An 11,877-nucleotide genomic window follows, 5' to 3' on the forward strand; every position below is an offset into this window, starting at 1 on the left:
TACCTCGCCAGCTTAAACTTGTTACTTATTTTTATCTTTACCATTGTTATTGTTGTTATCAAGGATATCGTCTGCGCCTCGATCTGCATCGTTCCTGATTCTATCCCCATCTTCTCTTACATCTGTATCTAACTCAGAATCTTGACCATTATCATTAGTATCATTCATACCATTATTATCATCGTTACCGTTGATACCATTGCCATTATTGTTATTGTTGCCATTCATACCGTTATTATCTTTTGTGCTTTCGTTCGTATCTATCCCATTATTATCGTTCGTTCCGTTATTTTGCTCTTGGTTGTTGTTACGTTCTGGAGGCGGGTTATTGTCATCGTTATTATTACACCCCACCATTAATACAGATGCCAACGCAACCCCCATAATCGCTTTATAAAACTTCTGCATTCGGCATGCTCCTTTCATACATTTATGACCTGATCAGGTCTGTTTTTAGATTACCCAGAAGAGGACAGATTATGATGGGCAAAAAAAAGCAGGCCCAAACATTTGGGCCTTCAAATAGGGAGAAGTGATATGGTTATCCACGTGCCAGTGCATATACACTAGCTTATATTCCTTTAATAACACAAACAGGTAAATTCTAAACGTATTTGCGAAAATTGCCTTCACCGTAAAATAAACTTCTCTTATTTCAGCTTATGCTTACCCTAATTTTTATTGATTGGATGGTTCATACTAATACAGCCAGAGTTCCTGAAAGCATTTTGCATAAAGGCCTCAAGGTAAAAGGCATACATCATAAGTGAGGAATACTTTATGGATATAAAAAAAGTCGAACAGATGAAAGATCAATCTATGGAGAGACTCCATTTAAAGGAGCTGAAAGACCAGGTAATTGTTATTACTGGTGCTTCTAGTGGGATTGGGCTTGTTACGGCACGTATGGCAGCTGAAAAAGGAGCTAAGGTTGTCGTGGCAGCCCGGAATAAAGATGCCCTCCAGGAATTAGTCTACGAATTGAAAAGCAAAGGGCATGAAGCAGTCTGGGTTGCTGCAGATGTTGGTATTGAAGAGGATGTCCTTAAAATTGCTGAAACAGCCATCTTAAATTATGGCGGCTTCGATACATGGGTAAACAATGCTGGTGTTTCGATTTATGGAACAACAACCGAAGTCAGCATAAAAGATATGCGTCGTATGTTTGATACTGTTTTTTGGGGTGTCGTTTACGGATCCAGAATCGCGGTCGAGCATTATAAAACACGTGGTGGCCCAGGTGCCATTATTAATATCGGCAGCTTCTTCGGCGATAGGGGAACTGTTGTTCAGTCAACCTATTCTTCCGCAAAATTTGCTTTACACGGCTGGACGGAGAACCTGCGGATGGAGCTCGAGAAGGAAAATGCGCCGATTTCTGTGACACTCATTCATCCCGGAAGAATTGACACACCTTACAATGAGCACGCTCGTAGTTATCTGGAAAAGCAGCCGACCCATATAGGGATGATTTATGCACCTGAAACAGTAGCCGAGGCCATCCTTTTTGCCGCAGAGCATCCAAAACGCGATATGTATGTTGGATCTCAGGCTAAACTCCTGGCTATGCTTGGCCGGTTTGCCCCAAGGTTTACCGATAAATTTATGGAAAAGACTATGTACCATACACAGCATGATGACCGTCCATCCAACCCACCGGAGGATAGCGCCCTGTACAAAGCTGGATACGGATTGCATGAACGCGGCACCAATAAAGGCTGGATTCGAGAAACAAGCTATTATGTGAAAGCATCCAAACACCCAGTCCTAACTTCCGTACTGGTAGCCGGGATTGGCGCTTGCCTATTAGCGACCTTCATGCAAAATAAGTAAGCAATATTGAAAAAGCAGAAGGCCTTTGTTGACCTTCTGCTTTCTGATTCTCTTTATGAAAAGAAAAAAAGAAGATGTTAGGACTTCTGATCGCCTAAAGCAAACGTTATTTCGGCTTCACAAGCCAACTCGCCATTCACAGTCGCCCTGCCAATTCCTTTTCCAATCGGACCGCGCACTCTTGTCAATTCTACTTCCAAACGCAGCTGGTCACCAGGACGCACCTGTCTCTTAAAGCGGCATTTATCAATACCGGCAAAAAATGCAAGCCTCCCCTTATTTTCCTCTTTAATCAGAACAGCCACCGCTCCCACTTGAGCCAGCGCCTCCACAATCAGCACCCCCGGCATAACTGGATAATCCGGAAAATGACCATTAAAAAACTCCTCATTTGCCGTCACATTCTTAACCCCAACTGCCCGCTTCCCCTCGTCAACCTCCAAAATCTGATCAACCAACAAAAACGGATACCGATGCGGAATAATCTCCTTAATCTGCTGAATATCTAACATATAATTTCCCCCTTATTATTAAAAAAGCTGAGACGACTGCCCAGCTCCGAAAAGCATAAGAGGAGGTGCGCAGGGAGAGCGTCTTTTCTCTCCCGCAGCAGCTACACTTATGTCTCGAGGAGCTAGGAGTCGAAGCTGGATTACATCAAAAAGCTGAAGGGCCTTTATTATTGAACGAAGACTAAATGCGCCACGTCCTGTGGCAACGTCTTCATGACCTACATCCTGTAGGCCCGCGAGGAGCATAAGACAGGATCTCGGAGGGAGGTGTTCTTCCCTCCCGTAGAGATCATGCTTATGTCCTGAGCTTCTAGCCGTCGAAGCTGGATTGCATAAAAAGCTGAGACAACTGCCCAGCTCCGAAAAGCACAAGAGGAGGTGCGTAGGGAGAGCGATTTTTCTCTCCCGCAGCAGCTACACTTATGTCTCGAGGAGCTAGGAGTCGAAGCTGGATTACATCAAAAAGCTGAAGGGCCTTTATTAATGAACGAAGACTAAATTCGCCACATCCTGTGACAACGTCTTCATGACCTACATCCTGTAGGCCCACAACAACTATAAGGAGACGCAAAAGTGGTAAGACCACTTTCCATCAAACTTCTCCTACCCAATAAAAAACAGGAAGGGATATATCTTGCCTTCCTGCCCGTATTATTTGTCTTTATTCTCCGTGTTCTTATTGACTAGATCAACGATATGAGTCCATGTAGATTTCTTAAACACATCCATAGCTTTTCCATCACCCATAACGGAATAGCCAACCATGGCTCCACCAACAAGGGCCATCATCGTCAACACAAGGACAATTATAATACGAGCCCAAAGTGGCACTAACCGGATTTTGATCTTCTGATTCTCATCCAGTTTTTTCTTATCTATTCGACTGTTTGGTTCAGACTCAGTCTGCTCACTTTTATTATTAACCAACACTTGCATTCTTTTACTCCTTTAACGAATACCGTTGACCAATCCCATCATTTGATCGGCCATACTAACCGTCCGTGATTGAAATTGATATAACCTCTGAGTTTGCATCATTTCTGTCATCTCAGTACTAATATCGACATTAGATTGCTCCAAGTTTCCTTGAACCATAGAAATTTCATTTCTAAAAGCACCGGTTAGTTGGGTATATATGTCGTTTTCTGTTACATCCAATTGTGCCATATTTTTCGGAAGAGTGAAAGTATTATTATTTATCATTTCCATAAATTGAGGCTTCTTGACGGAGATAATCCCAAGGTTAAATGATTGCATCCCATTTTCAGTAGTGACATTTAGTTGGCCTTTATCTGTAAATGTTATGTTACTAGGGTTACCATTTATCCTAATTTCCTGATTATTTTCATCCAATACTGCACTGCCATTTGATGTTACCAATTGCACTTGATCAGAACCATCAGAAACTGGACTAAGATAAAATGCTCCATCCCTTGTATAACCGAGCTCACTGCTAGTGCCTTCTGCCGTGCGAATGGCAAAAAATAAATTCTCATTAGTAAGAGCGACATCCAAATTACGTTCCGTTTTCTGCAGAGTACCCTGTGCCAAATTAAGCTGAGACTGACTCATTTTTGCACCAACACCCACTCGAATACCATTTGGTGTCAATCGACCTTTTTCTTTTTCTGTTCGCTCCTGATTATTGAATTCCTGAGCCAGCATGTCTGAGAAATAGGTTTCTTTTCTTTTAAAACCGGTCGTCGAAGTATTTGAGATATTATTCGAAACTGTTTCCAGCTTCTTTTGCAGCTGTCCCATTGTATTTGATGAGGTTATCATCATTCGATTCATCCTTATTTACCCTCCTCTTCAATCCGTACATAAACGTTACAGCTTACCTATTTCATTGACTGTTTTTTGCATGCTTTGATCATAGGCTTGTACAATCTTCTGATTGGCTTCAAAAGTACGATAAGCAGCCATCATGTCCGTCATGGTTTTAGAAGAATCCACATTGGACTGTTCAATTGAACCTTGCTGAACAGCAAATTGAACATTATTTAATGTATAGGCAGAAGGCAGCTCTCCCTCATTGATACGATATAATCCATCGCCTTCCTTGATGAGCTGTGCAGTTGGAGTAGCGCTAAAGCTTATTCCAATTCGTCCTCTATTTAATGTTCCTTCAGATATTTCACCCTCGGAACTAATCGCAAAATTTTCGGAGTTTAAAAGGATACGTTCCCTATTCTCATCTAGGACATAATAACCGTTTGCAGTTGTTAAATAGCCTGATCCATCTAATGTAAAGTTCCCGTTTCGTGTATATCTCAAGCCATCAGGAGTCTCAACTGTAAACAGGGCAGTACCCGGTTGATTCGTTTCAGGATCAATGGGCATGTCTTGGTCCACAATAGCCATGTCCGTAGTATTGTCGGTTGTTTTAACATCACCCTGTGAAAAAGATGGGATTGTCTCTTGTACATAAACACCCGTGTTCAATGCACCCACATATTTTGAATGATTGATGGACACTGATTCCTCAACGGGAAGATTCACTTTTTCGTAACTGCTAAGTAGCATTTCTGGAAATGAACGTACACTCGCTTGATCCTCTTTATATCCGACCGTGTTGGCATTCGCTAAATTATTTGCAAGCAGCTCCGTTTTGCGTTGCTGAGCCAGCATACCGGATGCTGCTGTATAGAATCCTTTAAACATTTTTCCACCCCCAAATAGGCCTAACAAACACCCATATTACCATTATATAGGGAATGATTTTATAAGATACGGACTTTTTTCCTAAAAATCGATTTCTCTCGACAATGTGGGAGTATATGTGGACTTTGTAGGAGTTAACTGGAGACTTTTTTCTTCGACTTTTCTCTTTGTGTGGGAGAAGAGATGCTGTAGAGGTGTGGCAAAGGTGGGGTATAGGCGCCTCATAGCCGGAGCATAGGTGGACCATAGCTGCTTTACTACACCTTTCACACACCTTTACCCCGGTATAGGTGCTCCATGGCCGGGGCATAGGTGGACCATAGCTGCTTTACTACACCTTTCACACACCTTTACCCCGGTATAGGTGCTCCATAGCCCGGGCATAGGTGGCGCATAGCTGCTTTACTGCACCTTTGACCCGCCTTTACCCGGGTATAGATGACTCATAGCCCGGGCATAGGTGGCGCATAGCTGCTTTACTGCACCTTTGACCCACCTTTACCCGGGTATAGGTGCCTCATAGCCGGGGCATATGTGGAACATACCTGCTTTACTCTACCTTTCACTTACCTATGACCCACCTTTACACGAGCATATGTCGCAGCATAGATGAATCATTCCCACGCACCCCATTGCTCCCCAATAGAAGACATCCCTTTACCCACACAAAAAAACCAGTTCATCGACTGAACTGGTTTTTATATTTTCTGGCGATTATACTAATTTACGGCGTGTGATGCGGTCGATATTATCAAGCATCATACCTGTTCCGATCGCTACGCAATCCATTGGATTTTCTGCGATTAATACAGGTACCTTTAGTTCTTCAGCCAATAACATGTCCATGCCGTGAAGCAGGGCTCCGCCACCTGTTAGAATTACTCCGCGATCAATAATATCAGCGGAAAGTTCTGGAGGTGTTTGCTCTAACACAGATTTTGCTGCATGAACAATGACATGAATGGACTCACGTAATGCTTCTTCGATTTCTTCTGAACCAACTGTGATGGTTTTTGGTAGTCCCGTCACCATATCGCGTCCGCGAATATCAATTGTTTCATTACGGGAACCTTTAAAAACGGTTGCAACTTTCACTTTTATGTCTTCAGCTGTACGCTCTCCGATTAAAAGCTTGTATGTACGTTTGATGTAATTCAAAATTTCGGCATCAAATTTGTCACCAGCCATTTTAATGGATGCTGATGTAACGATATCCCCCATGGATAATACGGCAATGTCTGTTGTGCCTCCGCCAATATCGATGACCATATTACCGCTTGGTTGGAAGATGTCCATACCAGCGCCAATTGCAGCTACCTTTGGCTCTTCCTCAAGGTAAATCTTTTTGCCGCCGCTTTTCTCTGCAGCTTCACGAATCGCTTTTTGTTCTACGCTTGTAATATTAGTTGGACAACAAATTAAAATACGTGGCTTTGATAAGAATCCTTTTACGTCCAATTTGTTAATGAAGTATTTTAACATGGATTCTGTTACATCAAAGTCAGCAATAACACCATCTTTAAGCGGTCGAATGGCCACAATATGTCCTGGAGTACGGCCAACCATACGGCGTGCTTCTTCTCCAACAGCTAATACGCGATTTGTATTCTTATCCAAGGCTACGACAGATGGCTCATTCAACACAATTCCTTTACCTTTTACATAAATGAGTACATTTGCAGTACCTAAATCGATTCCAATATCTCTCGAAAACATAACCTCATTATCCTCCTCAAGGAACTCTACAATTCCTTCTACTGTACTAATTAAAAATTTTATCATATTTTGTAGAACAAAAGGAACTATGTTACCAAAAAATCTGCCATATTCAGGAACAGAGTAGGGAATATGACTCAAATTAAAAAGGCCGTTGATTTCCTCCGGCCCCTTCCTCCTGTTATTCAATTACTGAACCGGCTCTTCCTCTGTTTTTTTATACTTCTGCTTTGTTGCTTCTCCGCCTCTTAAATGCCTGATTGATTTATGATAATCAAGTATTTCCTTAACCTCATTAGCCAATTCTGGATTTATGTCTGGCAGTCGTTCAGTCAGATCTTTATGGACAGTACTTTTGGATACACCAAACTCCTTCGCTATTACGCGAACTGTTTTTCTCGTTTCCACGATATACTTTCCAATCTTGATAGTTCTTTCTTTGATGTAATCGTGCAATTTCCTCGCCCTCCCTATTTTTTTGAGAAGTACGAGATGTTGATTCGCTGTAATGCAGCCTTTAGTATGTATTTTTATGAATGAGTAATTCATTTTCTTGGATCCCTGATAGATTTAACGAGTCTTCACCTCTTGCATTCTCTATGTGTCAGGTTTGTAAAAGTTTATTAGCTTGGTTCCACTTTTATGCACAAAACATGCAATAAGGACAAGACTTCTTTGGTTTTCTTGCCATTTAGGCTTATTCGACAAGCTTCTTCTGGGCACTATTTCCCGAGAAATAACAGGCAATACGTCGAAAAAAATGCCTCCAGACAATAGAGCCTGAAGGCATTTCCTTTATTCGTTACCTGGTTCTTGATTAGGATCGGACTCTTGATTATCATTTGAGTCTTCAGATGTTTCATTACCTGCATCATCTTGATTTTTAGTTGTTTCTTCTTTTTCTTGATCAGCTGAATCTTTAGCCTTTGTATCGGCTTCCGTTTTCTCAGCTTTCAATGAACTGATTGGTTTATCAAGATGCTCTAATGGATTGACAGCAACATTATCTTTTCTAACTTCGAAATGAACATGGGTGCCAGCTTCTTCATTAATAGCACTTGTTCCGCCTTTGGCAAAGGTTTCACCTTGTTTAATGGTGTCTCCCTCTTTTACTTTAATATCCTTAATGGAGGAATAATGAGTTTCTACCCCTTTATCGTGCTCAATAACTACTAAGTTACCTAGCAATGCATCTTCCTGAACACTTTTCACTTTTCCGCTCATAGAAGCCGTAACTTCAAAGCCTTTTCCATCTTTCATGGCATAGTCGATTCCTGTGTTAGGCTGATACGTATTATTATAGACAACAAGGGATGCTTCCTGTTGCTTTGTATCCCCATCCACATCATAAAATTCCTTTTTAATGACAGCAGACTCTGCCTCGGTCATTGGAATTGTGAAGGTTTCCAGTGAATTGTTCACTTCAATAGATGGCTCATTATTTTCAGACGTAATGTTTTGTTTGTTCTTGGATGGATCTTGCGTAAATTCATCATCGCTTGCTTGATAAACTAAAATACCTGTCAAAAGGACCGCTGCACTAAAAATATAAACTGCCGGCAAAAACCAACGCTTTTTCATTATACTTTTTACTTTTGACTGAGAAGATCGTTTCTTTTCTTCCTCTCTCATTTTCATCACCTCTGTCATCATTCTGAACACTTTTCAGAAAATATATACATGGGCGGTGAAAAAATTTATATCTTTTGTAAAACAGGCTGAAAATATGCATGAAATACATTATTTATAGCATTTAAATTATTCAATGTTGTTTGAATAGGTTTCTAGTGGCTAATTCAATTCCTCAAAGTTGGTATGGAGTGGGCTTATGTATATTTTTGATTAGATGGAATAGTGTTCCTTTGTTTTTCAATCGCTCAAAGGCCCTTTTTATCACACAACTAATTTATATTATCGCTCAATCTCAGTTCATTTCGCTCATATATTTTTCTTTCGCTCATTAATTCTTATTTTCGCTCAATTATAAGATGTTCCTGATTTTTGACCATCGTTCTCATCTTTTATAATGGAACCACCATTTATTCTTCAATTCCCTCCAAAAAATATTCCACAGAAACCAAAAAAGGCGAGGAAACAAATCGTTTCCTCACCAATTACAATGTGAACCTGCCCGACTCACTTCTTCGCTGTATAAGTAGGCAGGTAGGCTGTTGCCTGTGATATTTTTACATCCTTATAATAGTAGGAGATGATGTCCTTATAGGATTTGCCTGACTGTGCCATTCCGTTTGCTCCATACTGGCTCATTCCTACTCCATGACCGTAGCCCTTTGTCGTGATTACAACTTGGTCGCCCTTTTTGTACCAGGAGAAATCACTTGATTTAAGGCCAAGCTGCTCTCTTACCTTTTTACCAGTGAGACGTTTACCGCCGATCTCGATTTCGCCAATTCGATTTCCTTCTGTTCGACTAATGATCTTGCCAACATCCTCTTTGCTCGCAACTTTCACATTTAGGAGACGTTCAAACTCTGATAACGATATCGTTGTTTCGCTTAAATATTTTGGGGATTTCTCATCCCAGGGACTGGCCACACTGCGCAGGTATGGAAGTGCGTTCGGCCAGTAATCTTCTGAGTTCTCGGTGTACCCATTGCTGGTGGAGAAGAAAGAGGGAGTAATTAGTTCTTCCTTATAGGTTAAAAGCTGCCCTTTCGTTGCGGAAACGGCCTCTTTAATCTTTTGCATATTCGTTTGATATTTATTTCCCCAGGCGGCTTTTAACTCTTTATCATTTAAATAGACCTGATCATTCACAGTATCTGTTATATCGGCGCCTTTTGGAATTTCCTTCTTCGTTGTGGCTGTAAGTGCCTTTACGATAAACGTTCTGGCTGTCAGAGCTTGAGCCTTTAATGCCTCTAGCTCGAAATTAGCAGGCATTTCTGCTGCAACCACACCAGCTACGTATTCCTCCAAATCTACAGCTTCCACGGTCTTATGAATGTTTCTGTACACTTGAATGGTAGTTTGTATCTCCGCCTTTTTCTCCGGCTGCTGTTTTTGTTTTGGTTCCCTTAACACGTGCTGCTCAGCCTCCGCTTCATCTTCATCATTAAAAGGTGCGACCAGGAGTGTGGGAATCATAATAGTAACGGCTGCAACAAGACTAATGGCAAAAATAATCGGTTTCCAATGCTTCATATAGTAGTCTCCCCTCTATTCAGTTAACTGTCCAACACTTCATATGTATGAATTCTCTTATATGAATATGTCTATAAATCGTTAAGAGGGGCAAACTATTTATCATGAATGATTCTTCTTTTTCTTTTCATAGTTTCTGTAAAGACTAAATAAAATATATAGAATGATTCCAAACAATAAAACATCAAATAAAATCTTAGCTACCTTAAAGATCAAAATCGCTAAGCAAACGATTAAAATAATTTTTATTATGGTCGATACGCTTATGTCTTTCAAACTAAAAATCTCCTTTCCTTTATTTTATCAATTATAGTCTAACAAAATTTCAGATTATTTAGTGAGTTTTCCCCAAAAGTGATGGTATTGTGTATAAAGTTGTGGATAACTAGTGAACGATCATTGTTTTTATTAAAATCTGTTAAAAAACCTGAGAAATAAAGGTTTAAAATCTTGAAGACCTATTTTTACACCCACTTATGTGGATAACCCTGTTGATAGACCTATTACAATTGTGTATAACTTGTTGTTAATTTGTTTATATACCTGTGGGTAACTCAATAATAGTTGAGGTTTATACAATGGGTAACCACTAAATAGCCGTCGTTTTTTGTGAAAACGAAAAAGCCAGACATTTCTGCCTGGCTTTAAACTCTCTAGAATTTATGCGTTTTCCGCAATAACTGTAGATTCTTCCTGCTCAGAGGATTCATTAATACGCTCGATATCAGCACCAAGAGCAGCAAGTTTACCATGGAAATTAACATATCCACGATCCAAGTGCTTAAGCTCTGTTACTCGAGTGACACCGTCAGCAACAAGGCCGGATAAAATCAAGGCTGCTGCTGCGCGCAGATCTGTAGCTGCTACTTCAGCTCCCTGAAGATTAGCTTCTCCAGAAATAATAACAGAACGGCCATCAATTTTAATATCAGCGTTCATGCGACGGAATTCTTCAACATGCATGAAGCGGTTTTCGAAGACCGTTTCAGTAATCATGCTCGTTCCATTGGCACGTAATAACAATGCCATCATTTGAGATTGCATATCAGTCGGGAATCCTGGATGCGGCATTGTTTTAATATCTACTGCTTTCATGCTATCTGACCCGATAACACGCAGGCCATCTTTTTCTTCCTTGATTGTAATACCCATCTCTTCCATTTTAGCCACAAGAGAGGATAAGTGCTCCATTACTGCACCTTGTACCAATACATTTCCGCCTGTAATTGCAGCAGCAACCATGAAAGTTCCAGCTTCAATACGGTCAGGAATAATGTAATGTTCAGTACCATACAGCTTTTCTACACCCTCAATACGGATTGTAGCTGTTCCTGCACCCTTAACCTTCGCACCCATTTTATTCAAATAGTTAGCCAGGTCAACAATTTCAGGTTCTTTTGCACAGTTATCTAATACAGTGACACCATCTGCCAATGCAGCAGCCATCATGATGTTTTCAGTAGCTCCCACACTTGGGAAATCCAAATAGATTTTTGCACCTTTAAGACGACCATCAACCTCAGCTTCGATAAAACCGTTGCCGACTCTCACTTTAGCGCCCATTGCTTCAAATCCCTTTAGATGCTGATCAATTGGACGTGAACCAATTGCACAGCCGCCAGGTAAAGCGACGCGAGCTTTTCCGTTCCTAGCCAATAAAGATCCCATTACAAGGACTGAAGCACGCATTTTACGAACGTATTCGAACGGCGCTTCTTCTGCTAATGGCTTTGAGGCATCCACTGTTACAGTATTATTGCTAAAAGTAACTTCTGTATTTAAATTTCGGATTACTTCATTAATTGTATATACATCGGATAGCTCCGGAACGTCTTTAAGAACGCTTTTTCCTTCACTTGCTAATAATGTTGCAGCTAATACAGGTAAAACGGCGTTTTTTGCACCCTCTACACGAACTGTACCTTCTAACCTGTTTCCGCCGCGGACAATGATTTTTTCCAAAGTTATTCCCCTCCGCGTTCAATAT

At 40.8% G+C, this 11,877-nt stretch carries 13 protein-coding genes; 1 reads left to right on the plus strand and 12 read right to left on the minus strand.

Annotated features, from left to right (window positions below):
* Positions 1-21: 21 nt before the first annotated feature.
* Positions 22-408, minus strand: a complete 387-nt coding sequence (locus AC4D4A_RS05845; RefSeq protein ID WP_140461881.1) for a hypothetical protein — start codon at positions 406-408, stop codon at positions 22-24.
* Between the two features lie 351 nt (positions 409-759).
* Between AC4D4A_RS05845 and AC4D4A_RS05850 the strand changes: the two genes are divergently transcribed.
* Positions 760-1,833: an SDR family oxidoreductase gene (locus tag AC4D4A_RS05850; protein WP_490995204.1), complete on the plus strand. Its 1,074-nt coding sequence runs from the start codon at positions 760-762 to the stop codon at positions 1,831-1,833.
* A gap of 77 nt (positions 1,834-1,910) precedes the next feature.
* On the opposite strand, the gene fabZ is transcribed toward AC4D4A_RS05850, so the two are convergent.
* The 11 genes from fabZ to murA all read right to left on the minus strand — a co-directional run bounded on the left by fabZ (position 1,911) and on the right by murA (position 11,852).
* Complete coding sequence (gene fabZ, locus AC4D4A_RS05855; RefSeq protein ID WP_490995022.1) at positions 1,911-2,345, minus strand: 3-hydroxyacyl-ACP dehydratase FabZ; 435 nt, start codon at positions 2,343-2,345, stop codon at positions 1,911-1,913.
* Between the two features lie 310 nt (positions 2,346-2,655).
* Positions 2,656-2,931, minus strand: a complete 276-nt coding sequence (locus AC4D4A_RS05860; RefSeq protein WP_490995023.1) for a hypothetical protein — start codon at positions 2,929-2,931, stop codon at positions 2,656-2,658.
* Positions 2,932-2,996: 65 nt separating this feature from the next.
* Positions 2,997-3,281, minus strand: coding sequence for a DNA-directed RNA polymerase subunit beta (locus tag AC4D4A_RS05865; protein ID WP_490995024.1), 285 nt, complete (start codon positions 3,279-3,281; stop codon positions 2,997-2,999).
* Positions 3,282-3,293: 12 nt separating this feature from the next.
* Entirely contained in the window at positions 3,294-4,139 is an 846-nt protein-coding gene (locus tag AC4D4A_RS05870; RefSeq protein WP_490995025.1) for a flagellar hook-basal body protein, read from the minus strand.
* A gap of 36 nt (positions 4,140-4,175) precedes the next feature.
* The gene (locus AC4D4A_RS05875; RefSeq protein ID WP_490995026.1) at positions 4,176-5,009 is read right to left on the minus strand and encodes a flagellar hook-basal body protein; all 834 of its coding nucleotides are present in this window, start codon (positions 5,007-5,009) and stop codon (positions 4,176-4,178) included.
* Between the two features lie 714 nt (positions 5,010-5,723).
* Entirely contained in the window at positions 5,724-6,725 is a 1,002-nt protein-coding gene (locus AC4D4A_RS05880) for a rod shape-determining protein (RefSeq protein WP_066103249.1), read from the minus strand.
* A gap of 189 nt (positions 6,726-6,914) precedes the next feature.
* Positions 6,915-7,181: a sporulation transcriptional regulator SpoIIID gene (gene spoIIID / locus AC4D4A_RS05885; RefSeq protein WP_139892089.1), complete on the minus strand. Its 267-nt coding sequence runs from the start codon at positions 7,179-7,181 to the stop codon at positions 6,915-6,917.
* A gap of 339 nt (positions 7,182-7,520) precedes the next feature.
* Complete coding sequence (gene spoIIQ, locus AC4D4A_RS05890; RefSeq protein WP_490995027.1) at positions 7,521-8,357, minus strand: stage II sporulation protein SpoIIQ; 837 nt, start codon at positions 8,355-8,357, stop codon at positions 7,521-7,523.
* Positions 8,358-8,861: 504 nt separating this feature from the next.
* Positions 8,862-9,890: a stage II sporulation protein D gene (spoIID, locus tag AC4D4A_RS05895; protein WP_490995028.1), complete on the minus strand. Its 1,029-nt coding sequence runs from the start codon at positions 9,888-9,890 to the stop codon at positions 8,862-8,864.
* Between the two features lie 102 nt (positions 9,891-9,992).
* Complete coding sequence (locus AC4D4A_RS05900) at positions 9,993-10,166, minus strand: hypothetical protein (RefSeq protein WP_490995029.1); 174 nt, start codon at positions 10,164-10,166, stop codon at positions 9,993-9,995.
* A gap of 384 nt (positions 10,167-10,550) precedes the next feature.
* Positions 10,551-11,852, minus strand: coding sequence for a UDP-N-acetylglucosamine 1-carboxyvinyltransferase (murA, locus tag AC4D4A_RS05905; protein WP_490995030.1), 1,302 nt, complete (start codon positions 11,850-11,852; stop codon positions 10,551-10,553).
* Between the last annotated feature and the right edge of the window lie 25 nt (positions 11,853-11,877).

The sequence above is a fragment of the Pradoshia sp. Z5_111 genome, from assembly GCF_058267535.1.